Raw genomic sequence first — 19,998 nt, 5'->3', positions numbered from 1 at the left:
GGCTCAGCCCTCCAGGATGGCGTCGGCGACCGCAGCCGCGATGTCCTCGGCCTGCTCACGGGCTTCCCGGGCCTCAGCCGCGTCGGCCGGGCAGAGAACCGTGTCGTCGACCTGCCAGCCGTTGGCGCGGCCCCACTCGCGGGCTACCTGCTGGCTGCCGAAGTACTTGACGTCGTTGTCCTGGTCGAGAGCGGTCCAGTCCTCGTGGACACAGTCGGTGTTGCCGCAGACGAGCTTGTAGACGGGCTGGTCGTGCTGGGTGATGGTCATGGTGTGGCTCCTGGTGGTGTGGTGGAATCGGGCCCGGCGGCCGCCCCGCAACTCGACTGCGGGGCGGCCGCCGTCGTGCTCACCGGCAGACGGCGCACACGTGGAACGCGTCCGTCGACTCGTGGCAGACGTCCACGCAGCACCGGCAGAACGGGGTCGCGGCGTGGCGGGCGTGGCCGTCGAAGCGGGTGTCCGCCGGGTCGAAGGGGCGGCGGCACTCCCCGCGCGCCTTGGCCTCCTCCTGGCCGTCCTCGGCGGCGTACCGGAACAGCAGCTGCGGCCGAATGGACAGCACGTCGTCGTGGTTCGGCAGGCGGCCCATCTCGGCCCCGGCATACCGGCCGACGAGCGGCGGCTGTCCCTCGATGTGCAGCTCGGCGCGCAGGCCCTGCAGGGACGGGGTGTGGCCGATGTGGAAGAACGCGGCGCGCGCCTCGGTGAAGTCGTCGGCGGGTTCTGCGGCCGGCTGCTCCACGCCGGTGCGGCGGTCGATCGCCTCGATCCACGCGACCGCGACCGCGGCCACCTGGACCAGTTCGGCGCGCAGCTTGCCCGGGTCGTCCTCGGCGAGGGCTTCGAGAGCCTCCTCGGCGACCGTCGGCTCCTTGCCGACGTACTTCTTCCGCTCAGCCTCCAACTCGGTGACGCGGGACTCGGCGGTGTCGGCGCGCTTGTGCATCTCGTTGTAGACAGACCAGAGGACCGGGCGTTCCTTGCCCTCCGCGTACCGCTTCAGCTCCTCAGACATGGCGTTCACCTGCTCGTCGGCCCGGCGCAGGCCAGCTGTGTAGCGGTTCTTCGCGGCCACCAGCTCGGTCTCCAGCTCGGTGATGCGGGCCTGAACTTCGTTCCGCTCGATCTGCGCGCCCAGCAGCGCGGCGAGCATGTCCTGAAGGGCGACCTGGCCTTCGCGGGCTCGGGCCGCGTACCGATCGGCGGCACCACCGGCGGACAGAGCCCGTGTCCGGGCCCGTTGCCACGCCGTGCGGTACCTGACTGCGCGCGATCGCAGCTCGGCCAGCTCAGCCGCCTGCCTCTTCGCCGCGGTCTCGGCGTAGTCGTCAGCCGTGAACACCCGGAGACCTTGGTCGAGTGCGGTCTTGCACGGCCAGATCGTGGACCAGCCGTCGCCCCAACAGACCGCGCACACCCACGCCTTCGGGGTGGACGACTCCATGAACACCGGGACGTGGAACCGGGCGGGGAGCGCCCAGACTTCCTCCTCGCTCATGCCGGTGATCAGCTCCCAGCTGGGGGCGTCCGGCGCGGGCAGCAGGGTGGCGCGTTGCGCGCATTCGTCATGCTCGACCTGCCCGCCGGCCTCGACGCGGGCCTTGCAGGTGCCGCATGCGGACGGGTCGGCTTGCCGGCCACGCTCGGCCACCGCGCGGGCCCGTTCCTGCGCCCAGAACTCGTCCTCGATCTGCTCGGTCATGCGGTGCGCTCCTCGGTAGTGAATTCGATGACGATGGCCTCGTCGCGGACGTGGAACCGGAGCGCGTCACCCGCGATCGACGCGCTGTCGCCGATGCCGTAGGCCGCCCGGTACTGGGCTGCTGCGACAGCCCAGGCTTTGTTGATCTCCGCGGACGCTGCCCCCCAGGGTTCTGCGGCGGGGACGATCCAGCGGTGCACGGTGCGGGTGACGGTCTCGGACGTGAACTCAGCCACGGGACGCCTCCGGTCGCTGCTCGCCGGGGTGGGTCTGGTTGCGGACCGGCTTCCACGGCGGCTCGCCCGTCCCAGGGCACGGCTCGGACCAGGTGCGGCCACGCCACTTGTGCGGGCCCATGACGCCATCCTTCATGGCCCGGTCCTTGCCGCAGTGCTTGCACCAGCCGCGCGGCCGGGCAGGCTCCGGAACCGGCGGGTAGACGATCCGGTAGCAGGGGTGGCCGACGGTGCGGTGCTTCTCGCCGTCGATGCGGAAGCGCAGGTATCCGCCGCCAGCGCCGGTGATGGTGGCGGGCTGGCCGTCGTACTCGATGCGCATGCCGTGACGGGCCGGGACGTCGTAGGTGCGGCGGATCCACTCCATCGTGCTGGTCACGAGGTCACCGCCGGGGCGTCCTTGCACGGCCAGCGGTTGCCGCACGCGCACCAGTGGCATCCGTCCGCCGGGTCCGGCACCTTGTCGTAGTGCTGCAACGCGGGGGGCTGCCCGGCTTCGGTGTCCTCGGTCCAGCCGCCGTGAGCCCAGTCATCCGGGTCGAGCGCGGTGGCGTACCAGTGGTGTGCGGCATAGACCTGGGCGTACTTCCAGCCGAGCGCGCGGCGGCCACCGGTGCCTGGGCTGGCGCTGATGGCTTCGCAGCGGAACTTCATCGTGCCGCTGGCGTAGGTGCGGCCGGGCTCGAAGAACTCCGGCTCAACCCCGGCGGGCAGTCGTGTGTTGTCCGGGCGGACTGCGCCGCGGGAGATCTTCGACGCCAGCATGGTGATGAGGTCCGCCCGCTCCCGGTCCGCCTTCCTGCCGGTGGCGCGGTACTCGCGGGCCTTCTTGCCCAGCCACCGCATGATCTCGGCGTCGCGCTCGGCGCGGTGGGCGTCGAGGTATTCGTCGAGGCGGTACGAGGTTCGGCCGCTCTCGAAGAGGCGGTGGATGTCATCGCGGGCGCTCACCGCGTCGCCTCCTCGCCGTTGATCAGCCGGGCGATGGCCAGCGCGTGGTCACCGCCGAGGTCGACGGCGAAGTCGCTGGTCCCGTCTTCGATCTGGCGGGCCTCGATGACATCGGCCTCCAAGTGCAGCCAGTTAGCCAGAGCGGCGCCGATGGTGGGCTGCATGAGGGCGATGTACTCGGCGTTCCACGGCTCGCGGATCCCGCCGTAGCCGGAGCGGATCCGGCCGGAGGCGACGACTTCGGATTCGACGGTGTCGGCCGGGTGGGCGTGCGAGTAGACGGCGCTGGTGGCGGTGGCGTGCGGGGACCAGACGGTGCTGGTGACCCAGGGGCTGTCGGTGGCGTGCTTGACGTGCTTCCGCAGCTTCCCTACGGCCGCGCGCAGTTCGGCGACGGGAGAGGGTGCGGCCGTGGATGCCCAGCTGCGCGGGCTGTGCGGCCCGCTGGCGGCCGTTGCGGGTGTGGCTGGGGGCTCGGGGCTGCCGTGGGGGTTCGGGGGCTGTGAGGGCCCGTTGTGGCGGTGCGGGCCGGGTGGGCTTTGCGTGTTGTCCGTTTCGGTGTGGTGTGCCATGTGGTTGCTCCGTTGCGGGGTGGTTCGGTGAGGTTTCTTACTCGGGAGTCAGTTCGCGTTCAGGCCGCGTTGGTCTCGTCGTCTGCCTCCTCGATGAGGCGGAGGTGCCGCCGTTCTGCGGCTCGTTGGTCGTCGTCCCAGACCCAGCCGTCGATGGCTTCGCCGAGTTCGGCCCAGTGGCGGGCCTGCTCCTCCGGGGTCCACCAGCCGGGGAGGCGGGTTTGCCGGTCGGCCTTGGGGGCGGGGTCGGGCCTCGTGGGGATGGCCTCCTGCATGAGGCGTTCCAGCGGGGTCACGAGGTGGCCTCCCAGCTCGGGCAGTCGATGACCGGGAACGGCACGCCGTCAGGCCATGCGCCGACCGCGCACCCTTCGGGGACCTCGGGGCAGTTGCAGTACGGGTCACCCCAGCAGCCACGGGCGGGCACGTAGGGCTCGAAGTGCCCGCAGGTCTTGCAGGCGCGGACGGCGGGGTTCTGCCAGCAGCGGGCTACGTGTGCTTTCGCCGCGGCTTCCTTGGCGCGGCTGCGGCCGCAGTGGGGGCAGCGGTGGCGGACGACGGTGACGGGCATGGTTGCCGCGGTTGCGAGCCGGGCCTGGTAGGCGGCGGCGTGTTCCTGGGCGACGGCGTTGGTGAGCGTGTTGACGAGCCAGGCGGTGTACGCGGCGGTGGCGGCGGCGAAGGTCATTCGGGTTCTCCGGTCTGCTGGTCGTGTTCGGCCTGTGCGGTGGTCCAGGCCTGGATGCGTGCGTCGTGGCTGGGGATTTGGAGGCGGCGGCCGCGGTGGCCGGTGCAGCGTTGGCCGGCGGGGGCGTGGCACCAGGGGCACGGGATTGCCCACTCGGGGCGGTCGGTGTAGGTCACTTCGCAGTCCCGCAGGTCTGGCACGCGAAGCCGGCGGGCGGCTCGTTGTGGCATCGAGGGCACGGGGCGGCGTGCCGGAGGATCGTTGCGGCGTCGACGCCGAGGACCTGGGCGGCGATGGCGAGGTGGCCGACGGAGACCTCTTCTCGGCGGCCGGTCTCCAGGTTCGCGATCACGGATCGCTTGATCGGATACCCGGCGGCCGTCATCCGGTCGGCCAGCTCCTGAGCGGAGACTTTCATCTGCCTGCGGATCGCCGTGAGCTCGCGGAGCACGCGGGCGGTGATGGGCTCGGTCATGACGCGGTGGCCTCCGGCTCATCGGTCTCGGCGTCGCTGGTGCGGAGGTGCCGCTGGAACTCCGAGAGCCGGGCGCGGTCTTCGTCGGTGAGCCGGTCGAGCTGGGCGCGGGCGGCGGAGCGGCGCCGTTCTGCCTCCTGCTCGATGGCGTGCCGGTCGATGGGCGGTTCCCCGGCGGCCATGGCGCTGGAGGCCTCGATGCGGCTGGGGTGGGCGTCGCGGCGGTGCTGGCCGCGGCCGTCGAGGCACGGCCGGCCAGGCGTAGCGAGGCAGTGCGGGCAGGCGGCGGTGAACTCCGGCCGTCGGCTGAGCGTCTCGCGCCCGACCGAGCGTAGAAGAGCCCGGCCGCGGCCCTCGTACATGGCGGGCTCTTGGCCCCGCGGCAGGGCTGGGACGGCGATGGGGTCGGCGCGGCCGTCGGCGATGGCTTTGCGTTCGTCGAGGAGGGCGGCCTTGTAGGAGACGTCGCCGAAGTCGCCGTACGGCGGCTCGGCTTCGGTGTGCCGGGCGAGGCGGTCGTTTCGGGCTCGGCGGATCTCGGCGACGATTTCGCCGATGGAGATGAACGCGTTGCCTTTCCTGACGTGCGCGGCTACGGCGGCCTGGGTCTCGCTGAGGCTGTACGGGGCGAGGAAGTCGTACCAGGCGTCGGCGGTGTACTCGTCCATGCGCTGTTGGGGGCAGGTGGCGCGGACGTAGCGGGTGAGCATGACGGTCTCTTCGGGGGTCATGAGGTCTCCCGGTTCTGCATGCGGGCGCGGGCGCGGGCGCGGGCCATGGCGCGGTCGAACATGGCGTCGGTGGCCTGTTGTTGACGGTCGGTGTTGCCGCCGGGGAGGGGCAGGAGGATGGCGCCCTGGGTGGGCTTGCCGCGTTCGGAGGCCTTCTTCACGTCCTCGCGGATCCACTTCTGCCAGGCGTCCGGCCAGGACTTTCGGCGGGCGCCGGTGGAGCGGTAGTGGGAGATGAACTGGGCGGTGGAGTGCTCGATGTCGAAGCCCGGGAAGGTGGCGTGGGCCCAGCGGCGCATCGTGTCCGTGACGGTGAAGCCGTCGACCTCGATCGGCGTGGGTGCGAGGTGGTCGAGGTCGGGCGCCTCACTACCCGCACCTTTCCCACCTACCTCAGCCCTATCTACGGGTCGGGTCGGGACGGGGACGCGCGCGCGGGGGGCAGCGTCTCCACTGCCGTCTCGCGACGCGTCTTGAGACGCGTCTGTAGATGCGTCTACATCGGGCTTGTTCCTCGGCGGCTCGGGCTCCGGCGCGCCACCCTTCTGCTTCTGCCGCCACCTCTGCTGACGTGCGGTTTTGGCCCTGCGCTCCTCGCGTACCTGCTCGGCGGTGGGGTTGTAGTCGTGGTAGTCGTGGATCTTCCAGCCGACACCTTCGATGACTTCGAAAAGGCCAGCTTCGACGAGCTCTTTCGCTCGCGTTCGTGACGCCCTCACGTCCGCTACGAGTCGCAGTTCTGTCGTCTTCACGACGCCGTCAGTGAGGTTTTCCGCTGACCAGCAGATCGCGGAGACGTAGAGACGGAACGCTCCGTCGGTGATGAGGCGGACCTTCCGGTTCGAGGGGAACCGGTCGTCGAATCGTGCCCAGGGCATCGGCGCTTCTTTCGGTCGTACGGGTCAGGGCATGGCGAAATAGGCCCGTTTCAGGGCGGCTTGTCGTTGTGCTCTGACGTCTCAAACCCTACCGGATTTGTGTACACAAAGGTACTCAGGTGTACCTCAGCTACTCTGTGCGCGTGCCAGAGAACGCAAACAACGAGATCGGTATCCGGAAGCTGCGAGAAACGCTGCCGGACGTCCTCCACGACGTGTCCGTGCGCGGCCGCGTCATGTACGTCACGAACCACGGCCGGCGCGTGGCCGCGCTCGTGCCCGTGCCGGACGCCGAGGCGCTGGAGGCCAAGCGGCAGGCAGAGGCGCCCCAGTCCTGACACTTCTCCTCCTCTGGTCCTAGAGCCCCGCGCCTTCGTGGTGTGGGGTTTTGTGTTGTTGCGTGACCGTTTCGGCAAGATCGGCCCGGTTAGGTGCGGGCCTTGTCCAGCTGGCCGGCGGCGTCGGTGGACCGGTTCAACTGCCGCACCCAGGCGTTGACCGGGCGGGCGCGGAGCAGGACGACGGGGTCGATGACGCGGAGGACGCGCGCGGCCGGGCACTCGAACGAGACGCCCGGCACGGAGCAGTCCGGGTCCGGCACGGTCTCCCCGTCCGGTTCGACCTCGTACAGGGCGCCGTCCGGGTAGAAGGCGGCGTACACCTTGGCGACGTCACGGCCGGTGGTGATGTACACGCGGTCACGGCGAACGTGGTCGCTGTCGGCGAGCTGCTCGGAGTACTCGGCCAGCGTGCGGCTGGTGCCTGTGATGTCAGGCGGGAGGACGAGGTTGCCGGGTTTGAGGTCGGGGATGCCGCCGTGGAAGTACCTCACCGGCGCGCGATGCGTAGTGGCGGTGGCGGGCGTCATGGCTGCCTCCGGGCGGCGGGTTGGGTGATGGCTCGGGTGAGGTCCCAGCCGCGGCGGATGCGGGCGGCGACGGTCTCCGGGGTGAGGCCGTGCTCCGCGGCCAGCTGGTTCGCGCCGGCCGGGACGACGCTGTTGTCCGGCGCCTTGGGTCGCACGGGTGTGGTGATGACGGCCTCGTCGTCCCATCCGCGGCGAATCCGGTTGAAGAGGGTGGACTTCGGGATGCCGGTGATCTCCACCCACTCTTCGAGGAGGCGCGTTTGGCCGAGGGCGGTGAGGTAGTGGTTGGTACGGGTGTTGCGGGCCTGCTCGCGTGGGGTGGCCCAGCGGACGTTGCCGGGCTCGTATCCGCGGTTGTTGTCGACGCGTTCGAGGGAGTACTCGGGCGATGGGCGGGGCGGGATTTCGGCAAGGAACTGGTCGAAGGAGTCGCGCCAGGCGGGGCAGACGTGTATGCCGCGGCCGCCGTAGCGGGGGTAGTTGTGGGCGGCGGGGTTGTGGCAGCGGCGGATCATGGTGCGCCAGGTGCTGTACAGCTCGTGCTTGGAGCGGGGCAGGTTGCAGGTCATTGACTCTGCCCCTGGTCCAGGGCGAGCCGGGCGATTCCTGCGACGTCGGCGACCAGCGCGCATACGGAGTCGACGTACTGCACACCGCCGGCCTCCAGTGCGGCGCGGAAGAGGGCGGGTGCGGTGTCCTTGTCGTCGTTGCAGTAGGCGATGAGGAAACGGGCGGCGAAGGCCTTCGGCGGGTCGTCGGTTAGGGAGCCCTGGAGTTCTTCGATGTAGAACATGTCGCCGCGGCTGCGGTCGGGTGCGCGGTCGCCGTAGAGCTTGGTGAGGGCGGCGCGGCCGATTTCCGCGAAGCCGCAGCATGCTTTGTACATGTCGAAGGGGTCTCCGCTGGTGCCGATCTCGCCGAGGATCGTTGCGACGCTTTCGGCGTCAGCGTCGACGGCGAAGTGGAAGGCATCGCGGACGAGTTGAGTCAGTCGCTCGTCGTTCACATTTGCTCCTGGCGGTCGGTGGACCGGAGCGGCCGCGGCAGTGGTTGTTGCCGCCCTGGCCGGCTCCGAGGGATGAGGCGCTCTGCTCAGCTGGTGGCGTGCGGGCGGTTGCCCGGTGGGTGCAGGGGCGCGTCGGCCTCGATGAGAAGCTGCCGGGCGCACCCGTACGAGCGGCCGAGCTTGAGGGCGACGGCGTGGATCGTCAGGCCGGTCTCGTACAGCGCGCGCGCCTTCTGGGCGGCCTTCCGTCGCTTGGCGCCCTTCAGGTAGGGGGCGGGCGGTTTCGACATCCGATTCCTCCAAGGAGCGATCAGTAGGGGCGGGTGGCGCCACGGGGCCGGAACTGGACGCCGGCCTCCTCGAGGAGCTGGTGAACGCAGCCGTAGGAGCGCCCGGTTTGGCGGGCGATGCCGCGGATGCTGGATCCGGCGCGGTACAGCTGGGCAAATTCGCGGGCGACGATGCGGCGGTCTTCGCCTTCGAGGACCGGGTTTCTGGTGGTGCCCATGTGGTTCTCCTGTGCTGAGAGAGGGCGCCGAGCCCGCGGGTGCGGGGAAGTCGCGAGCTCGGCGCCCGGGGTGGCCGCGCTGGGGGAGGTTGCGCGGCCGGTCGGTGGGTCAGTAGCGGGCGCCGATGCGTGCGCGGTGCCACTTGGTCGCGGTCACGCACACGTAGTCGCCGGTGTCGATATGCAGGGCCCAGCAGGCCGGGACGTGGTGGGCGACGCGGCGGGTGCTGACCGGAACGCGGCTGCACGCGCGCTTCGCCTGCGTGGCCTTGCGGCTGCCGCGGCTGGTGGTGCTGCAGGCGAGCTTCGTCTTGGTGACGGTGCTCCATTCGGTGCGCGCGGCCTCGTATGTCTTGCCGACGACGTGGCCGTGCGTCGGGTGGGCGCCGCTGCAGGCGGTGAGCGCGAGCGCGAGGGAGGTGAGGGCCACGCCCAGCGTGGCGAGCGCGCGCCTCACCTGATCACGCCTGCGGCCGTGGCATCGGCGAGCCAGCTGCCGTATTCGTGGGTGAGCCCGTCGTACAGGTCGGTGTCGCTCAGGCTGCGCGGGTTGGCGGCGTGGAAGAAGCTGGCGTTGTCGACGGTGCGGCCGCGGAGGTTGTCGAGCCGTTTCAGGAAGTTGATGTTGTGGCCGAAGCCCACGAACGACCAGAACAGCGGCAGGTTCGAGACCTCCTTCAGGCGCTGCTCGACGATGGGCCGGTCCTGCGGGTCACCGTCGGTCTGGAAGATCACGAAGGCGGGGTCCCTGGCCTGGGACCGCTGGTAGTGCTGGACCACGGCGTCGATCGCGGGCGCGTAGCGGGTGCCGGCCATGGTGTCCTCGCCACCGTTGAGGGCGTGCCACTGGCCGACGATCCCGGCGTACGAGTCAAGGCTGACCTCGGTGAAGTCGTACGGCCTCGAGTCGAACATCAGCAGCGGGACGCGGCCGTCGTCGTCCAAGTTGGCGGACAGGCCCAGGGCCTGCTCGGCGAGCAGTTGCACGCTGCCATCGCGGTAGAACGGCGCCATGGAGTACGAGCGGTCGACGACCAGGTACACCGCCGAGCGTTGCCCGGTCAGGCCCTTCTTCTCCAGGCTGACCGCGGCGGTCTTCGTCAGGTTGACGAGGCCGGACGGCACCTTGTCGAAGCTGATCGCGGGGCCTTTGCCGGAGGCCGATGGCACCGGGGCGGTGGTGGTCTTACGGAAGAGGTTCAAGGGATTCTCCTGTTGAGGGTGGTGGGTGCCCCGGCCGATTCGCGCGGCCGGGGCGCCTGGGTGGTCAGTGGTTGGCCGTGCACTGGGTGCCGCGGGGCCGGAAGGTGACGTCGGCTTCCGCCAGGAGGTCCCGGGTGGTGGTCCACGAGCGGTCGATCAGCGCGGCGACGCAGCGGATGGTGTGGCCAGCGCCGTACTGTTCGACCGCCTTCTCCCGGGCGGCGATACGCTCGCCGCCTTTGAACGGCGTGAAGGGGCGGCGGGTCGGCTTCATATCGCGGTGCTCCTTAAGCGTTGGCCGTGCAGCGCGCGGCGTGCTCGGTCTCGATGTGAGTGGCGAAGTGGGCGACCTGGTCGCCGGACGCGGATTCGGTCTCGCCGCAAGCCGGGCACAGGTAGTCAGCGGTCGGGATCCGGATCCACGCCCGGCCGTGCGCGTCCCGCTGACCCGGATCGAGCCGGATCCCCGGCTGCGGGTCCGCGGGCCGCTGGCCGACGGCGGCCTGCGCAGCCCGGTACGCCTGCGGACTCGACCGCCTCTTGCCGCTACTGATCGCCCGAGCGTCAGCGACGCGGGACTCGTTGAGCGGGCTCGGAGTCGTCCAGGCCCCGGCCGGCATGCCCGGCCCGGGCGGAACCTCTGGCAGGCCACGCAGCGCGTTCGGTGTGTGAGCCGGGCAGCGCAGGCCACTGAGGTACTCACGGACGCCGCCGGTGGCGTGGCAGTAGCGCTGCTCAACGCCGATCCACTGCCCACACTCGGGGAAGGCGTCCTTCATCGGGAAGGTCATGATGCGGCCGCCGTTCCGCTGAGCTGTCCGACCGCCGCGGCGATGGCCGTCCAGCAGGCGTCGCACAGTTCCTCGTCGCACGCCTCGTGCTCTCGGGCCCCCGACGGGGTACCGCAGCCGCCGACCGCTGGGATAGCGCTCGGAGCAGGCTCCAGGTTGGCTACCAGCGGCTCCGAAGGAGCCTGCGTCCCTTCAGCGGCGGCCAGGTTCTCCAGCGCGCGTTCGTCCCGCTCGGCTTCGTCGCTGAGGTGCTCCAAGTGCACGCACAGAGGGACATCGCACTCGGTGAGGACGCGGCCATCGGGAAGGTGCCCGCGGGTCGCTGCGAAGGCCACCTGCCGGTAGGTATACGAGCGGCCCTGCACGCTGAGGGAGGCACCGCCGTGCCACTGCACGGGGCCGTCGTCCGTGGCCGTGGAGTAGTCGGCGTACACGGAGGCGAACTGTTGGGCGTCTTTGAAGATGCCGATATCGCGGGCAGGAACCGGCGTTGAGGATGCCGACGGTCCACGGTGATCTCGCGGTGTATTTGGGGCGGCACCTCGCCGATGAGTTGGATACGGGGAACTGAGCCCCTGGTGGACGGCTGGTGCGGTGTCTCCGCTCGTCGGCCCGGTGTCGGTTCCCTCGAACGAGCGGACTTCCTTGCTGCTGGCGCTGTTGGCGGGCCAGGGTGCAACACGAGCTGCCCCTTTCCGAGTGGCAGGCCAGGCCGGAGTCTGACGGGATGGGACGTGATCGAGGTCTTCGACGTGGTTGTGGCCCGCCGGGCGCTTGCCCGGCGTCTGCTGCGGTGTCCGGGGTGCGGCGGTCCGCTGCGGCCATGGGGCCGGGCCAGGCTGCGGAAGGTCCGCGACGCCGACGGCGTCGAGCTGGCGATCCGGCCGGACCGCGCGCGGTGCACGGACTGCCGAGCCACGCACGTGGTCCTCGATGCCGCTCTGCTGCCGCGGCGTGCGTACACCGCCCGCGTCATCGGCCGCGCGCTCCTCGGCGCTGCACGCGGCCGGGGACACCGGCCGATCGCCGCCGAACTCGCCGTGTCGGAGGGCACCGTGCGCTCGTGGCTGCGCCGGGGCCGCCAGTCCGCGCACCACCTGTGGACCATCGGTGTCCAGGCCGTCGTGGCGTTCGACGCGGACGCGCTGCCCACGCGCGAACGGCCGGACACCCTGGCCTACGCCATCGAGGCCCTGGTCGCCGCGACGGTCGCCGGCCAAAACTTGCTCGGCAGTCCAGCCGCCGACCTGTGGTCCCAGATCACCGTCCTGACGCACGGCCAGCTCCTGGCGCCTGCTCCGGCCGGCTGATGGCCACGCGCCGATTCCGGCTCCACCTTGCCCGCTGACGACTACCGCCCCGCTCGACGGCTTCCGGAACGCCCGGACGGTCGCACGCCTGCCCATCGGCGCGACACCTTGCCGATGCGTGCGACACCTTGCCGACGACCGCGCTCCATTCGGGCTAACGCTGGTCGGCATCGTGAGTGCCCTGATCGTCGGCATTTTCAGCGTCGCCCAACAGGCGAACGTGCGAGCCTTCCCAGACTTCTTCGGCGGCGTCTGCGTTGCCTCGGCCGTCAGGTCCCGCGTGCGACGTCCACGGCGCTTCAGGGAGCGGCGTTCTTCCTCGCTCAGTCCTCCCCACACGCCCGACTCTTGCCCGGTCTCCAGTGCCCACTGCAGGCACTCGTCGACGACCGGGCAGCGCCGGCAGACCGCCTTGGCCTGCTCGATGATCAGCGCGAAGGGGCCGGTGCTGCCGGTCGGGAAGAATTGATCTGGGTCTTCCTTTCGGCAGGCCGCTCCCGCCCGCCAGTCGGCGGGACGCTCGGCCTCGGGGACGGATCCGATGTAGTGGCTCACGACAGCACCGCCTCGCGGGCGAGTTCGCCGAGGAGCACTTCCGCCATGGGCTGCGGCCTGCCGGGTTGGTCCTTCCGGGCCGTGAGCCGCCAGTACTTCCGGCCGCGCGTCAACTGCTCGGCGAGTACGGGCACTGCGCCCACCATCTGCGCGAGGTCCCAGAGCGCGTTCCACTCTGCCGGGGGCAGGGCTCCGGAGCGCTTGCACTGGACGAGGAGGATCTGTCCGGGCTTGATGGCCACCAGGTCGACCTTCGACTTCGAGCCCGCGGTGCGGAGTACTTCGTAGCCCTCTTCGCGGAGGTGGGTACGGACGCGGTGTTCGAGATCGCGGCCGCGGTGGTAGTTCGAACGGGGCTTGGCAGGTGTGGTCACTTGACACCACCGTTCCTGCGCGCGTTGTACGCGTCTCGGCACGGCCCGCAGATCGGCACCTTGCGGTACCAGTGCTGCCGAGCGCCCTGCGGCGTGCCGTGCGCGATGGGCGGCAGGTCCGCCTTCGGTGCGGCTGCGTAGTACTCGCTGCTGTGCTTGGCGTTCGCGGCGCGGCAGGCGTCGTCGATGGGCTCGTGGTTGCGGATGTGCCTCTTGTAGGCCGCGGGGGTGCCGCACGGTGCGGTGGGCCTTCGGCCCGGGCGGCGGGGACGCTCGGTGAGGCCCAGGGCAATGATGAGTTGGTCGAGTTGTGCGTCAGTGAGTTCAGGCATCGGTGCCCTCCTCGCCCGGCCAGACGATGCGCGGTTCGATTCGCAGGGCACGGCCGTCGCGGACGACGACTCGCCAGATGTCGGTGTTCTCCTCGCCCTCGCACTCCAGTCGGCCGGTGAAGGCGTGGCCGGGGAAGAGGTCAATGCAGCGCTGGACCTGCTCGACGAGGCCGCGCTCGCGGTACTCGTCGATCTCCCGCATGACGAGCGCGGTGGCCGTGCGCCGAAGCAGTGGTCCCTTGTCGGTGTCCACGGATGTCTCGGAGACGCGGAGGACGAGCGACGGGTTGTAGCTCGGGTACACCACCCACGTCCGCGGCGAGTTCGCCATCGAGCCGCCGCTCACCTGGCCCGAGTTCAAGGACAGCGAGTTCGCGCCGGACAACATCACCAGCATGCGTCAGTCCCCCTCGGTGGTTGTGGTGGTCGGATCGGCCGCGGTGCCGTAAGCGGGCATCGACCAGAGGAGTTCGCACTCGTCCTGGAGCGCGAGATTGATGCCGGGCTCGGAATTGATCACTGGCGGCTGGCCCGGCCGTTCGGCGGCTGTGGCCTCAGCCAGATCCCACTCCGACGCAACGTCCGGCCCCGGGCGGCTCAGAGCCCGGCGCACCTGCCACACCGCGGCCACGAACGCGAACCCCAGCAGGCCACCAACGACGACCCCGATCACGACGCGCCTCCCGGGACCGTCACCGTCAGGCACTCGCTGCACGTCCAGCCGTCCTTGTGCACCACCCCGGCCGTCGCCTTGCCGCACGGCACGCAGTCGTTCCACGCCTGGGTCACGACCGCACCGTGCACCGGCGCAGGAACCGCCTGCTCCCACGAGCCGAGGAGGTCCTCCAGCGGCACGCGCACACACGAGGCCACCGCGGCCGGGCGGTGCCGGCCGGTCGGAGCGACGATCTGCCGCAGGACACGGAAGGGACTGGTCACGAGGCGCTCCCCTCGGACGGCCGCATAGCCAGCAGCTCACGGTCCGCAGCCTCGTTCGCGTTCTGCAGGGTCCGGCACTGCTCGTCGAGCGACTGGTGGGCACGCTGCGAGCGCTCCAACTCGGCGAGCAGCGCAGCCCTGTCGGCGAACGGTGCCGCAGCAGCATCCGCACGGGCCCGGGCCACAGCACGCTGGAGCCGGGCGATCCGCTCGGCGGTCCGCTTGGCCTGGACGGCGTCGAATCCAGCCCCGACCTGAGCAGCCTCCAGACGCTCGGCGAGCGCCCGGTTGCGGCCCGCGAGGCGCCGGTTCGCTGCGGCGAGGTCGGCGTGCTGCTGAGTGATCGTGCGCCGGGCAGCCAGCTCGGTGCGGGCGTCCTGTTCGGCCTTCTCAGCGCGCTCACGCTGTCGGTTCGTCTCCGCTTTCACGGCCGCGAGCTCGGCGTCGTAACGGCGGCGGGAAACGATCGGGAATCTCATGACTGCTCGCCTCCACGCGGGGCCGGGATCAGCGGCCACGAGCCGTCGATCACCTTGTTGGGGTCTCCGCCGCGCTCCGGCGGCGCCGAGCGGAAGTAGGACTGCAGGTCCGCGGCCTGCTCAGCCCGCCACGCCTGCTGGGCGGCGAACAGCTGAGCTGGCCCGTAGTCGTTAAGGCGCGGATACCGCTCGAACTGGACCTCGGCGATCCGCAGCGCGGCCAGCGCATCGGCCTCCGCCGTGTGCCAGTCCTCCAGGACGACGCCGTACCGCTCGGCGGTTGGCTTCAACTTTCGCCGGCCCGAACCCTTCACGTACCGGTCGACTTGCTTGTCGATCACGTGGGGATCCACCAGCGTCAGCGGCCGGCCAGCCACACGCTCCTCGACCGTCGGTAGCCCGTTGCGTAGCAAGTCGTGGTGCAAGATCGACCAGTCGAAGCTGTGATTGAATGCTGTGATCGGCCAGCCCCACTCGATGCAGCGGGTCAGGTTTGTGGCGATCTCTTCCAGTGCGACCCGCGGGTCCTGGCCGTCCGCCTGAGCCTGGGTGTCATCGATGTGGTGTACCGCGGTCGCCGTGGCGGGAATGGGCACGCCCGGGTTGATCATCCAACTGAAGTCGCGGTCCGGGCGGCCGCCACCGCGGACGATGAACGCGGCAGTGACGATCCGGTCGTTCAGCGGGTCCGGGCCCGTTGTCTCCGTATCCCAGGCGGCCCGGCGAATCTCTCCGAAGGCGCTCATCGGCGGGCCCCCGATCCGGGAGCAGCGGCCGCCGGCCAACTTGTCGTGCGCTCGGTGGGTGCCTCCTCGACGACCTCGCCGTCCCAGATGCCTTCCTCGTCTGGCCCCTGCTCGTCGCCCTCGTTGCTGCCGTCGTCGTCCTTCGCCTCGGCGTCCTTCCGCGCGGCGATGGCCAACAGCTTCTGCGACAGTTCGTCGTCACCGTCCTTGGTGACGTGGCCCGCCTGACGCGCCTTCCGCCACACGTCGCGGACGTCGTCCGACGTCAGCGCGCCCTCGGCATCGGCGAGGTAGTCAGGGCGCGGCGCCTCAATCGCGAGACGGCCCTCAGCCGCCGCAGCCGGGTCCAGAGCGACCGCGGTTGGCAGCGGCCCGGACAGAGCCTGCCGCGGCGTCACGCCGCGGACCTCGACGACCACGACGGGGAAGTGCTTCGTCTGGCCACCGGCCACGCGGGTGCGCGGCTCGATCCGCAGGGTCACCGGGACCAAGCCCTTGCCGCCCGTCCCGGACAAGACCATGTCGACGGTGCCGGCCAGCTCGTTGGAGGCGTAGAAGCTGTGGGTCTCAGCCCGCCACACGCCCATGTCGGGCATGTCGAGGAGCACGACGTTCAGTCGGGACGTGGCCGCGCAGACCTTGTCCTTCTTGTAGACGTTCTGCCGCAGCAGGTACCAGTCCTCGCCGTACTCGGCGATGCACAGGCACGGGCGGCGCGAGAGCTGCTCCGTCTCGCCGTCGCAGCGGCGCTTGCAGCCGCCCTTGCTCCACATCTCGTTGTACTGGGACAGCGGGTCGCCGCCCGGCAGAACGGCGTCGAGCTGCTGCGCCTCGGTAATCACCCGGAACTGCGGGGCCCCATTGCCCTGAGGCTGCCACTGCTCAACCGTGCCGCCGTAGAGCTCGGCGGCCTTCTCGACGTAGTGCTCGGCGTGGCTGGAGATGACCCAGGTCTTCGACTTCACCGGACGCGGACGCTTCTTGGGGTCGTCGTTCGGGACGCTCCACCCGGTGCGCAGGCGGCCCAGCTCCCGGGCCTGGCGCTGATTGGTGATGATGCGGCCACCCATGATCAGGCTGCCTTTCGGTGCGAGCGCGCTTCGTCCGCCGCAGGGGGCAGGAGCGCGGGGTACGTGGATTCCGCTGCGTGCAGCCACTTCGTGGTCTCCAGCGCGCCGCGGAAAGCGCGGTGCGCGGCCCGGTTACCGGGCATCGGGACGAGGGCGTGCGAGCGGGAACGAAGGTTGAGGATCCCGGTCCGGTTCACCGGCGGAACGGGCATCTCGCTATCGTCGGGCAGCAGGACCGTCTCCGCGTACCGGAGCGCCGCCAGCTGCAGCGTGTACTCCGGATACACCGACGACGCCGGTCGAGTCGCCGAGGACTTGTAGTCGATCAACCAGGCTTGCTTCGCCCGACGGCCCCGGACCCATCGGCGGCCAGTCCGCAGCAGCACCACAACGTCACCGGTGCCGGCATAGCCCAGGCGCCGGTGCAGGAACGTCATCTCCGCCGCGAGGATGTCCTCGTCGAGGTCGACGTCCCACCGCTGCCAGAACAGCACCAACTGGCGGGCGTACGGGTCGACTTCCGGGTCGGCCGGGTACGGGGCGCCGAGGGCCATCATGTGCGCGCGGTGGTGGATGCGGCTACCGAGGTCCATGGCTCTCTCGGAGGCGTTCCGGTGGACGGCCTTGATGTCCTTCAGTAGCTGCTCGCGGTCGTTGACCGCGCGGCGTGCGACCTCGATGCGGTGCTCGAGCACCCATTCCGCGGTGAGCTTCACGGCCCACGGCGGGATGGCGTGCTTGGCCACTCCGACGGAGAGGACGTTGGTGACGGAGACGAGGTCCGGGCCCCCGGCGGGGTCGCTGTAGTAGCGGCCCCGCTCGGTCTGCTTGGCGTACTTCGGGTCGGTCACTCGACACCGTCGCCCGTGATCGGGGCGAGAGCGTCGGCCCTCGCGGCGTCGATGTCCTCGGCGGCTGGACGGCCGAACACGGCGCCGTAGGCCTTCTCGTGGCGGGCGGCGATCGCTCGGGCGGCGTCAGGGCCGCACCACATCTCCCCGCGGTCGATTTGGCCCAGCACGCGCTCGGTGTCGGGGCTCATCGGGCGCCGCCTTGGATCTCGCTGACGTGCACCAGGTGGCCCAGGCCGCCACCGGTCGTGCCGTACACGACCTCGTTGTCCAGGGGCAGGCCGTCGACGGCGGACCGCACCGCGTAGATCATGGAGGCCGGGTGGCCCTGCATGTCCATCCACGACCGGCCGAAGAGACGGTCGTTCCAGTCCTCGATGGTGAACTCATGCTCGCCGGGGCCCGAGCCGTGCAGGTTGGCCGTGATGGTGATGGTCTGGCCGGCGAGCGGGTGTGGGGTGGTGTGTCGGGCGCTCACGAGCGGCCGTCCTTCCGGGTCTTGAGGGTGGGTGCGCAGGCCAGGCCGATCAGGCTCACGGCGGCCGCGGCGAGGATTCCGGCTGCGCTGGCGGCCGGGCCGGTGAACGGAATCGCGGCGACGAGGCTGACCACAGCGGCGGTGAGGGCGAGGGCGGCCCAGTAGACGGCGTGGAGGCAGGTTCGGCGTGCGCTCACTGGCCTTCACCGCCTGCGGTGAGCCCCGCCGGGCGGCCGTTCTGGTCAGCCATGGCGCGGAGCTCGTCCGCCAGCTTCCGGGGGAGGCAGGTGTCGCAGCCGCCGCAGTCGCAGGAGTCGTCGTTCCCGACGAACTCGGCGGCCTCATACAGCACCTCAGCGCGGTAGCCGCGCAGCGCGTTGCGAACCTCAGCCGCAGACCAGACCGTCATGTTGCCCCGGTCGGTGCGGATCATGGCTTCGAGTCGCTCGCGTGCGTTCATGCGACACCTGCCTCGCGCTGCGCCGGGACCGCAACCGCCGACTTCGGGGCCGCAGCCTGGAACCGAGCAGTCAGCTGGGCCAGCGCCTTCCCCCGCACCGGCACCTCGTGCCCGACGGCCCCGGCCAGTCGCTCCATCAGCAGCCGCTCGGGCTCCCACCCGTCGTGCTCACGGGACATGGCCCGGTCGTCGACGATCTCCTGGAAGAGGGCATGCGCGTCGGGGTCGTCGGCGAGCGTCTCGATGACGTAGGTGAAGTACTCCTCCAGGTCGAGCAGCACACCGTCCGGCAAACGGCGGGTGTAGAAGGGCATCGGGCCGGTGATGGCCGGGCGGCGGAACAGCCGGTGGAGGATGAGGCGGATGCGGTTCATCGGGTGGCCTCCGGGTTCGGAGAGAGGAGCATCAGGAGCGCGGCCAGCGAGATCGCGGCATCACGCGGGAGAGAGCAGGCCCACGCCACGGCCGCCCGGGTGTCGGCCTTCGCGTTGCAGGCCACGTTCAGCAGCGGGTCCAGCCGGCCGGACTCCAGCGCACGGAGCAGCATCGGGCGCGGGTTGAAGTCGGACCGCTCGGCGTCGACGAACAGGTGGACCGGGATGCTCACGGCGGCGCTGATGCTGGTGCCGAGGGACAGGTAGGCGGCCCAGTCGGTGAGGGAGGCGGCGTGCGTCATCGCGCACCGCCCAACTCGGGGAGGTCGCGGCCGACCCGGTAGTCATGGTGCAGCGGCCCGTCGTGCGGGTCCTCAACGGCGGCGTGCTGCCCGGCGAGCAGCGCCCGCAGCTTCGTCACCTGCGGTGTGACGTCCTCGGGGCACCCGGCGTCGTGCCTGTCAACGCACGCGCACTTCGCGCAGCCCTTGCACCACTGCTCCGGGGTCTGCCCGCACTCGGTGCAGGAGCCTGGCTCGCGGAGGGCTTGCGTCGGCGCGATCCGCCGCGTGATCCCATCCGCCAACGCCGGGTCACAGTCCTTCGCACCCGCGAGCCGCGCCGTCGGGCACGGGTACGGCACGGTCGGGTCGTCGCCGCGCGCCAACGCATCCCCGTCCACGCACACCGGGCACGGGCCCATGGGCGAGTCCTTGTGCAGGAAGCGGATCTTCTCAGCCGCGGCCTCCAGCTCAGCGATCCGGTTCTGCTGCTCGCGCAGTGCCTCCGCCGCGTCCGACAGGGCCTCGTTCGTCGAGTGCCGCTCCGCCTCCAACTCGGCGATCCTGGCCTGCGCCTCGCGCAGCTCGTCGCGCACGGCGTTCTCGACCTTCATTCGCTCGCCGCGCTCCAGCACCAGCTGGGCAACCGTGGCTGCAGCCTTGGCGAACTGGGCCCGCACCTGCTCGTGCTCGACGGCCGTCTCCGGGGACTGCAGCAACTGCGCCGACTCCAACGCGATCGCCCAAGCCGCCGGCGTCTGCCTACCGGTCTCCATCGAGCGAGTGATCACACCCGCCGCCTGACTCACAAGCCTCGTGTTCACGCGGCCACCGCCTCAGCGGCCACCGGCAGCGACACGACCACCTGCACCTGCACGTCACGCCACACCGAGTTCAGCCGGTGCGCCCGCACCCGCTGCCCCTGCAGCTCGTAGGTGACCTCGTCCGCCCGGACACTGCCGCCCAGCACCTCGGCATACGCGGACAGCTCCGCCATGCCACCGCCGTGCACGTGGCCATGCAGCTCGGGGAAGATCGTGCCGATCGACCAGCCGGCCTCCGGCAAGTCGGGGTGCTCCTGCAGGAGCTGCACCAGCACGGTCGCCGCGCTGATCTGGGTAGAGTTACTGGCCATCG

Annotated in this window: 40 protein-coding genes and 1 pseudogene; 2 read left to right on the top strand and 39 right to left on the bottom strand. The window is 70.6% G+C overall.

Features of this window, described 5'->3' with window-relative positions; translation table 11 throughout:
* Positions 1–3: 3 nt before the first annotated feature.
* The 11 genes from ACH4UM_RS18795 to ACH4UM_RS18745 form a co-directional block, all read right to left on the bottom strand.
* Positions 4–270: a hypothetical protein gene (locus ACH4UM_RS18795; RefSeq protein ID WP_398180092.1), complete on the bottom strand. Its 267-nt coding sequence runs from the start codon at positions 268–270 to the stop codon at positions 4–6.
* Between the two features lie 79 nt (positions 271–349).
* The gene (locus ACH4UM_RS18790) at positions 350–1,705 is read right to left on the bottom strand and encodes a hypothetical protein (protein WP_398180089.1); all 1,356 of its coding nucleotides are present in this window, start codon (positions 1,703–1,705) and stop codon (positions 350–352) included.
* Positions 1,702–1,941 carry a hypothetical protein gene (locus ACH4UM_RS18785; RefSeq protein WP_398180086.1) on the bottom strand — a complete coding sequence of 80 codons (240 nt, stop codon included), beginning with the start codon at positions 1,939–1,941 and terminating at the stop codon, positions 1,702–1,704. Before ACH4UM_RS18785 ends, ACH4UM_RS18790 begins: the two co-directional genes overlap by 4 nt.
* Positions 1,934–2,320, bottom strand: a complete 387-nt coding sequence (locus ACH4UM_RS18780) for a hypothetical protein (RefSeq protein WP_398180083.1) — start codon at positions 2,318–2,320, stop codon at positions 1,934–1,936. The genes ACH4UM_RS18785 and ACH4UM_RS18780 overlap by 8 nt, the downstream gene beginning before the upstream one ends.
* A complete protein-coding gene (locus ACH4UM_RS18775; RefSeq protein ID WP_398180080.1) occupies positions 2,317–2,892 on the bottom strand; it encodes a hypothetical protein in 576 nt (191 codons plus the stop codon). Before ACH4UM_RS18775 ends, ACH4UM_RS18780 begins: the two co-directional genes overlap by 4 nt.
* Positions 2,889–3,464, bottom strand: coding sequence for a hypothetical protein (locus ACH4UM_RS18770; protein ID WP_398180078.1), 576 nt, complete (start codon positions 3,462–3,464; stop codon positions 2,889–2,891). The genes ACH4UM_RS18775 and ACH4UM_RS18770 overlap by 4 nt, the downstream gene beginning before the upstream one ends.
* Before the next feature lie 59 nt (positions 3,465–3,523).
* Complete coding sequence (locus ACH4UM_RS18765) at positions 3,524–3,760, bottom strand: hypothetical protein (RefSeq protein WP_398180075.1); 237 nt, start codon at positions 3,758–3,760, stop codon at positions 3,524–3,526.
* Positions 3,757–4,152 (bottom strand): hypothetical protein, encoded by a 396-nt coding sequence (locus ACH4UM_RS18760; protein ID WP_398180072.1) that lies wholly within the window; start codon positions 4,150–4,152, stop codon positions 3,757–3,759. The genes ACH4UM_RS18765 and ACH4UM_RS18760 overlap by 4 nt, the downstream gene beginning before the upstream one ends.
* Before the next feature lie 172 nt (positions 4,153–4,324).
* On the bottom strand, positions 4,325–4,627 hold the full coding sequence (locus tag ACH4UM_RS18755) for a helix-turn-helix domain-containing protein (RefSeq protein WP_398180069.1): 303 nt from the start codon (positions 4,625–4,627) through the stop codon (positions 4,325–4,327).
* Positions 4,624–5,358: a hypothetical protein gene (locus tag ACH4UM_RS18750; RefSeq protein WP_398180067.1), complete on the bottom strand. Its 735-nt coding sequence runs from the start codon at positions 5,356–5,358 to the stop codon at positions 4,624–4,626. The genes ACH4UM_RS18755 and ACH4UM_RS18750 overlap by 4 nt, the downstream gene beginning before the upstream one ends.
* Positions 5,355–6,236 (bottom strand): hypothetical protein, encoded by an 882-nt coding sequence (locus ACH4UM_RS18745; RefSeq protein ID WP_398180064.1) that lies wholly within the window; start codon positions 6,234–6,236, stop codon positions 5,355–5,357. Before ACH4UM_RS18745 ends, ACH4UM_RS18750 begins: the two co-directional genes overlap by 4 nt.
* Before the next feature lie 143 nt (positions 6,237–6,379).
* On the opposite strand from ACH4UM_RS18745, the gene ACH4UM_RS18740 reads away from it, so the two are divergent.
* Positions 6,380–6,574 carry a type II toxin-antitoxin system prevent-host-death family antitoxin gene (locus ACH4UM_RS18740; RefSeq protein WP_398180062.1) on the top strand — a complete coding sequence of 65 codons (195 nt, stop codon included), beginning with the start codon at positions 6,380–6,382 and terminating at the stop codon, positions 6,572–6,574.
* A gap of 89 nt (positions 6,575–6,663) precedes the next feature.
* Here the strand turns inward: ACH4UM_RS18740 and ACH4UM_RS18735 are convergent, their stop codons facing one another.
* From ACH4UM_RS18735 to ACH4UM_RS18690, 10 genes are all read right to left on the bottom strand, one after another.
* Complete coding sequence (locus ACH4UM_RS18735) at positions 6,664–7,104, bottom strand: hypothetical protein (RefSeq protein WP_398180059.1); 441 nt, start codon at positions 7,102–7,104, stop codon at positions 6,664–6,666.
* Complete coding sequence (locus ACH4UM_RS18730) at positions 7,101–7,673, bottom strand: hypothetical protein (protein ID WP_398180057.1); 573 nt, start codon at positions 7,671–7,673, stop codon at positions 7,101–7,103. The genes ACH4UM_RS18735 and ACH4UM_RS18730 overlap by 4 nt, the downstream gene beginning before the upstream one ends.
* Positions 7,670–8,110: a hypothetical protein gene (locus ACH4UM_RS18725; protein WP_398180054.1), complete on the bottom strand. Its 441-nt coding sequence runs from the start codon at positions 8,108–8,110 to the stop codon at positions 7,670–7,672. Before ACH4UM_RS18725 ends, ACH4UM_RS18730 begins: the two co-directional genes overlap by 4 nt.
* 86 nt (positions 8,111–8,196) lie before the next feature.
* Positions 8,197–8,400 (bottom strand): helix-turn-helix domain-containing protein, encoded by a 204-nt coding sequence (locus ACH4UM_RS18720; protein ID WP_398180051.1) that lies wholly within the window; start codon positions 8,398–8,400, stop codon positions 8,197–8,199.
* Positions 8,401–8,420: 20 nt separating this feature from the next.
* Positions 8,421–8,618 carry a helix-turn-helix domain-containing protein gene (locus ACH4UM_RS18715; protein WP_398180048.1) on the bottom strand — a complete coding sequence of 66 codons (198 nt, stop codon included), beginning with the start codon at positions 8,616–8,618 and terminating at the stop codon, positions 8,421–8,423.
* Positions 8,619–8,727: 109 nt separating this feature from the next.
* Positions 8,728–9,075 (bottom strand): hypothetical protein, encoded by a 348-nt coding sequence (locus ACH4UM_RS18710; protein WP_398180045.1) that lies wholly within the window; start codon positions 9,073–9,075, stop codon positions 8,728–8,730.
* The gene (locus ACH4UM_RS18705; protein WP_398180042.1) at positions 9,072–9,821 is read right to left on the bottom strand and encodes a VWA domain-containing protein; all 750 of its coding nucleotides are present in this window, start codon (positions 9,819–9,821) and stop codon (positions 9,072–9,074) included. The genes ACH4UM_RS18710 and ACH4UM_RS18705 overlap by 4 nt, the downstream gene beginning before the upstream one ends.
* 64 nt (positions 9,822–9,885) lie before the next feature.
* A complete protein-coding gene (locus ACH4UM_RS18700; protein WP_398180039.1) occupies positions 9,886–10,095 on the bottom strand; it encodes a helix-turn-helix domain-containing protein in 210 nt (69 codons plus the stop codon).
* Positions 10,096–10,108: 13 nt separating this feature from the next.
* A complete protein-coding gene (locus ACH4UM_RS18695) occupies positions 10,109–10,612 on the bottom strand; it encodes a hypothetical protein (protein WP_398180036.1) in 504 nt (167 codons plus the stop codon).
* Positions 10,609–11,046 carry a hypothetical protein gene (locus ACH4UM_RS18690; protein WP_398180622.1) on the bottom strand — a complete coding sequence of 146 codons (438 nt, stop codon included), beginning with the start codon at positions 11,044–11,046 and terminating at the stop codon, positions 10,609–10,611. Before ACH4UM_RS18690 ends, ACH4UM_RS18695 begins: the two co-directional genes overlap by 4 nt.
* A gap of 300 nt (positions 11,047–11,346) precedes the next feature.
* Here ACH4UM_RS18690 and ACH4UM_RS18685 point away from each other — a divergent pair, with 300 nt between their 5' ends.
* Entirely contained in the window at positions 11,347–11,922 is a 576-nt protein-coding gene (locus ACH4UM_RS18685; protein ID WP_398180033.1) for a DUF6431 domain-containing protein, read from the top strand.
* Positions 11,923–12,180: 258 nt separating this feature from the next.
* Here ACH4UM_RS18685 and ACH4UM_RS18680 read toward each other — a convergent pair.
* The 18 genes and pseudogenes from ACH4UM_RS18680 to ACH4UM_RS18595 form a co-directional block, all read right to left on the bottom strand.
* Positions 12,181–12,465: pseudogene (locus ACH4UM_RS18680) on the bottom strand (WhiB family transcriptional regulator); the annotation flags it as partial.
* Between the two features lie 8 nt (positions 12,466–12,473).
* Positions 12,474–12,851 (bottom strand): restriction endonuclease, encoded by a 378-nt coding sequence (locus tag ACH4UM_RS18675; RefSeq protein ID WP_398180030.1) that lies wholly within the window; start codon positions 12,849–12,851, stop codon positions 12,474–12,476.
* Positions 12,848–13,183 carry a hypothetical protein gene (locus tag ACH4UM_RS18670; RefSeq protein WP_398180027.1) on the bottom strand — a complete coding sequence of 112 codons (336 nt, stop codon included), beginning with the start codon at positions 13,181–13,183 and terminating at the stop codon, positions 12,848–12,850. The genes ACH4UM_RS18675 and ACH4UM_RS18670 overlap by 4 nt, the downstream gene beginning before the upstream one ends.
* Positions 13,176–13,580, bottom strand: a complete 405-nt coding sequence (locus ACH4UM_RS18665) for a DUF6205 family protein (protein WP_398180024.1) — start codon at positions 13,578–13,580, stop codon at positions 13,176–13,178. The genes ACH4UM_RS18670 and ACH4UM_RS18665 overlap by 8 nt, the downstream gene beginning before the upstream one ends.
* A gap of 3 nt (positions 13,581–13,583) precedes the next feature.
* Positions 13,584–13,856: a hypothetical protein gene (locus ACH4UM_RS18660; protein ID WP_398180021.1), complete on the bottom strand. Its 273-nt coding sequence runs from the start codon at positions 13,854–13,856 to the stop codon at positions 13,584–13,586.
* Positions 13,853–14,122: a hypothetical protein gene (locus tag ACH4UM_RS18655; protein WP_398180018.1), complete on the bottom strand. Its 270-nt coding sequence runs from the start codon at positions 14,120–14,122 to the stop codon at positions 13,853–13,855. Before ACH4UM_RS18655 ends, ACH4UM_RS18660 begins: the two co-directional genes overlap by 4 nt.
* Positions 14,119–14,601 carry a hypothetical protein gene (locus ACH4UM_RS18650; protein ID WP_398180015.1) on the bottom strand — a complete coding sequence of 161 codons (483 nt, stop codon included), beginning with the start codon at positions 14,599–14,601 and terminating at the stop codon, positions 14,119–14,121. Before ACH4UM_RS18650 ends, ACH4UM_RS18655 begins: the two co-directional genes overlap by 4 nt.
* The gene (locus tag ACH4UM_RS18645; RefSeq protein ID WP_398180012.1) at positions 14,598–15,347 is read right to left on the bottom strand and encodes an exonuclease domain-containing protein; all 750 of its coding nucleotides are present in this window, start codon (positions 15,345–15,347) and stop codon (positions 14,598–14,600) included. Before ACH4UM_RS18645 ends, ACH4UM_RS18650 begins: the two co-directional genes overlap by 4 nt.
* Positions 15,344–16,417 (bottom strand): hypothetical protein, encoded by a 1,074-nt coding sequence (locus ACH4UM_RS18640; protein ID WP_398180009.1) that lies wholly within the window; start codon positions 16,415–16,417, stop codon positions 15,344–15,346. Before ACH4UM_RS18640 ends, ACH4UM_RS18645 begins: the two co-directional genes overlap by 4 nt.
* Before the next feature lie 2 nt (positions 16,418–16,419).
* Complete coding sequence (locus tag ACH4UM_RS18635) at positions 16,420–17,268, bottom strand: hypothetical protein (RefSeq protein WP_398180006.1); 849 nt, start codon at positions 17,266–17,268, stop codon at positions 16,420–16,422.
* Positions 17,265–17,459 carry a hypothetical protein gene (locus tag ACH4UM_RS18630; RefSeq protein WP_398180004.1) on the bottom strand — a complete coding sequence of 65 codons (195 nt, stop codon included), beginning with the start codon at positions 17,457–17,459 and terminating at the stop codon, positions 17,265–17,267. Before ACH4UM_RS18630 ends, ACH4UM_RS18635 begins: the two co-directional genes overlap by 4 nt.
* Positions 17,456–17,746: a hypothetical protein gene (locus ACH4UM_RS18625; protein WP_398180001.1), complete on the bottom strand. Its 291-nt coding sequence runs from the start codon at positions 17,744–17,746 to the stop codon at positions 17,456–17,458. The genes ACH4UM_RS18630 and ACH4UM_RS18625 overlap by 4 nt, the downstream gene beginning before the upstream one ends.
* On the bottom strand, positions 17,743–17,943 hold the full coding sequence (locus ACH4UM_RS18620; protein WP_398179998.1) for a hypothetical protein: 201 nt from the start codon (positions 17,941–17,943) through the stop codon (positions 17,743–17,745). Before ACH4UM_RS18620 ends, ACH4UM_RS18625 begins: the two co-directional genes overlap by 4 nt.
* On the bottom strand, positions 17,940–18,206 hold the full coding sequence (locus ACH4UM_RS18615) for a hypothetical protein (RefSeq protein WP_398179995.1): 267 nt from the start codon (positions 18,204–18,206) through the stop codon (positions 17,940–17,942). The genes ACH4UM_RS18620 and ACH4UM_RS18615 overlap by 4 nt, the downstream gene beginning before the upstream one ends.
* Complete coding sequence (locus tag ACH4UM_RS18610) at positions 18,203–18,580, bottom strand: hypothetical protein (protein ID WP_398179994.1); 378 nt, start codon at positions 18,578–18,580, stop codon at positions 18,203–18,205. Before ACH4UM_RS18610 ends, ACH4UM_RS18615 begins: the two co-directional genes overlap by 4 nt.
* Positions 18,577–18,882, bottom strand: coding sequence for a hypothetical protein (locus ACH4UM_RS18605; protein WP_398179991.1), 306 nt, complete (start codon positions 18,880–18,882; stop codon positions 18,577–18,579). Before ACH4UM_RS18605 ends, ACH4UM_RS18610 begins: the two co-directional genes overlap by 4 nt.
* Positions 18,879–19,637 (bottom strand): hypothetical protein, encoded by a 759-nt coding sequence (locus ACH4UM_RS18600; protein ID WP_398179988.1) that lies wholly within the window; start codon positions 19,635–19,637, stop codon positions 18,879–18,881. Before ACH4UM_RS18600 ends, ACH4UM_RS18605 begins: the two co-directional genes overlap by 4 nt.
* 44 nt (positions 19,638–19,681) lie before the next feature.
* Entirely contained in the window at positions 19,682–19,996 is a 315-nt protein-coding gene (locus ACH4UM_RS18595; protein ID WP_398179987.1) for a hypothetical protein, read from the bottom strand.
* Positions 19,997–19,998: the final 2 nt, after the last annotated feature.

Source organism: Streptomyces sp. NPDC020801 (assembly GCF_044334385.1).
In the GTDB taxonomy this organism is placed as follows: Bacteria; Actinomycetota; Actinomycetes; order Streptomycetales; family Streptomycetaceae; genus Streptomyces.
Note: the sequence above shows the minus strand (reverse complement) of the source record. Positions and strands in the feature narration are given on the sequence as shown.

Excerpts from the sequence above, each read along its gene's own strand:
- ACH4UM_RS18715 (WP_398180048.1), bottom strand. The coding sequence starts at position 8,618 with ATGGGCACCACCAGAAACCCGGTCCTCGAAGGCGAAGACCGCCGCATC.
- ACH4UM_RS18730 (WP_398180057.1), bottom strand. The coding sequence starts at position 7,673 with ATGACCTGCAACCTGCCCCGCTCCAAGCACGAGCTGTACAGCACCTGG.
- ACH4UM_RS18795 (WP_398180092.1), bottom strand. The coding sequence starts at position 270 with ATGACCATCACCCAGCACGACCAGCCCGTCTACAAGCTCGTCTGCGGC.
- ACH4UM_RS18760 (WP_398180072.1), bottom strand. The coding sequence starts at position 4,152 with ATGACCTTCGCCGCCGCCACCGCCGCGTACACCGCCTGGCTCGTCAAC.
- ACH4UM_RS18750 (WP_398180067.1), bottom strand. The coding sequence starts at position 5,358 with ATGACCCCCGAAGAGACCGTCATGCTCACCCGCTACGTCCGCGCCACC.
- ACH4UM_RS18610 (WP_398179994.1), bottom strand. The coding sequence starts at position 18,580 with ATGAACCGCATCCGCCTCATCCTCCACCGGCTGTTCCGCCGCCCGGCC.
- ACH4UM_RS18665 (WP_398180024.1), bottom strand. The coding sequence starts at position 13,580 with ATGCTGGTGATGTTGTCCGGCGCGAACTCGCTGTCCTTGAACTCGGGC.
- ACH4UM_RS18615 (WP_398179995.1), bottom strand. The coding sequence starts at position 18,206 with ATGAACGCACGCGAGCGACTCGAAGCCATGATCCGCACCGACCGGGGC.
- ACH4UM_RS18650 (WP_398180015.1), bottom strand. The coding sequence starts at position 14,601 with ATGAGATTCCCGATCGTTTCCCGCCGCCGTTACGACGCCGAGCTCGCG.
- ACH4UM_RS18600 (WP_398179988.1), bottom strand. The coding sequence starts at position 19,637 with ATGGAGACCGGTAGGCAGACGCCGGCGGCTTGGGCGATCGCGTTGGAG.
- ACH4UM_RS18700 (WP_398180039.1), bottom strand. The coding sequence starts at position 10,095 with ATGAAGCCGACCCGCCGCCCCTTCACGCCGTTCAAAGGCGGCGAGCGT.
- ACH4UM_RS18605 (WP_398179991.1), bottom strand. The coding sequence starts at position 18,882 with ATGACGCACGCCGCCTCCCTCACCGACTGGGCCGCCTACCTGTCCCTC.
- ACH4UM_RS18790 (WP_398180089.1), bottom strand. The coding sequence starts at position 1,705 with ATGACCGAGCAGATCGAGGACGAGTTCTGGGCGCAGGAACGGGCCCGC.
- ACH4UM_RS18745 (WP_398180064.1), bottom strand. The coding sequence starts at position 6,236 with ATGCCCTGGGCACGATTCGACGACCGGTTCCCCTCGAACCGGAAGGTC.
- ACH4UM_RS18640 (WP_398180009.1), bottom strand. The coding sequence starts at position 16,417 with ATGGGTGGCCGCATCATCACCAATCAGCGCCAGGCCCGGGAGCTGGGC.
- ACH4UM_RS18670 (WP_398180027.1), bottom strand. The coding sequence starts at position 13,183 with ATGCCTGAACTCACTGACGCACAACTCGACCAACTCATCATTGCCCTG.
- ACH4UM_RS18720 (WP_398180051.1), bottom strand. The coding sequence starts at position 8,400 with ATGTCGAAACCGCCCGCCCCCTACCTGAAGGGCGCCAAGCGACGGAAG.
- ACH4UM_RS18595 (WP_398179987.1), bottom strand. The coding sequence starts at position 19,996 with ATGGCCAGTAACTCTACCCAGATCAGCGCGGCGACCGTGCTGGTGCAG.
- ACH4UM_RS18630 (WP_398180004.1), bottom strand. The coding sequence starts at position 17,459 with ATGAGCCCCGACACCGAGCGCGTGCTGGGCCAAATCGACCGCGGGGAG.
- ACH4UM_RS18695 (WP_398180036.1), bottom strand. The coding sequence starts at position 10,612 with ATGACCTTCCCGATGAAGGACGCCTTCCCCGAGTGTGGGCAGTGGATC.
- ACH4UM_RS18645 (WP_398180012.1), bottom strand. The coding sequence starts at position 15,347 with ATGAGCGCCTTCGGAGAGATTCGCCGGGCCGCCTGGGATACGGAGACA.
- ACH4UM_RS18770 (WP_398180078.1), bottom strand. The coding sequence starts at position 3,464 with ATGGCACACCACACCGAAACGGACAACACGCAAAGCCCACCCGGCCCG.
- ACH4UM_RS18755 (WP_398180069.1), bottom strand. The coding sequence starts at position 4,627 with ATGACCGAGCCCATCACCGCCCGCGTGCTCCGCGAGCTCACGGCGATC.
- ACH4UM_RS18735 (WP_398180059.1), bottom strand. The coding sequence starts at position 7,104 with ATGACGCCCGCCACCGCCACTACGCATCGCGCGCCGGTGAGGTACTTC.